At 42.7% G+C, this 695-nt stretch carries 1 protein-coding gene and 1 pseudogene; both read right to left on the minus strand.

Annotation, left to right across the window (positions count from 1 at the left end; all coding sequences use genetic code 11):
* Positions 1 to 6: 6 nt before the first annotated feature.
* Positions 7 to 507, minus strand: coding sequence for a 2-amino-4-hydroxy-6-hydroxymethyldihydropteridine diphosphokinase (folK, locus tag A3738_RS07335; protein WP_197469455.1), 501 nt, complete (start codon positions 505 to 507; stop codon positions 7 to 9).
* Positions 507 to 695, minus strand: a pseudogene (locus A3738_RS29195) (polynucleotide adenylyltransferase PcnB); the annotation flags it as partial. The gene folK and the pseudogene A3738_RS29195, both read right to left, overlap by 1 nt.

Here is a 695-nt window from a genome sequence, read left to right on the forward strand (position 1 = left end):
GTTGGCTTAAGAACAAGCCAAATTTATTTCAATCTTAACGAGATCATGATGTTCACACTTATTGACATAGTCTGCTAAAGCTTCGCCATTGGGTAAGCGCCAATGGGGCGCAATTTCTAAGCATGGGATAAGCACAAAGTCGCGAACTAAGGCTTCTCTGTGAGGAATCTGTAGATCTGGATCTTCGATAGAAATGTTTTCTTGCCCAAAGAATATAATATCAATATCGATAATGCGTTCACCCCAAACTCTCGTTTTAGTTCTGCCAAAAGCATTCTCTATGCGCTGAGTAAGCTTTAAGAGGTCGATCGCGTTTAAAGGTGTATCAATGAGTACAGCAGAATTTACGTAATCATCTTGGTCTTGAGGACCACGAGGACTACTACTATAAAGTGAAGCCTGTTCAAGCACCTCTATATCTGATTCTTGTTGAAGGGCTGCAACCGCTTTCTGAACTTGGGCAATGGGGTTGTCGAGATTGCTCCCTAGGGTAAGTAAAACGTTCACTAGTCGGATCTTTTTTGAGGACGACGATTTCTGCGACGAGGCGCTGGTTTTCTAGAATTAGACCTAGGTTTATGATTTGTTGGTAGCGGGTTATCTGCTTGATATTTTGTCCACCAACGACCTAAGCCTGGGAGAATTTCTTGAGCATGCTCCCGCAATAACAAAAAATCATAGCCAGCGCGAAAACG

It is taken from the genome of Oleiphilus sp. HI0066 (assembly GCF_001635725.1).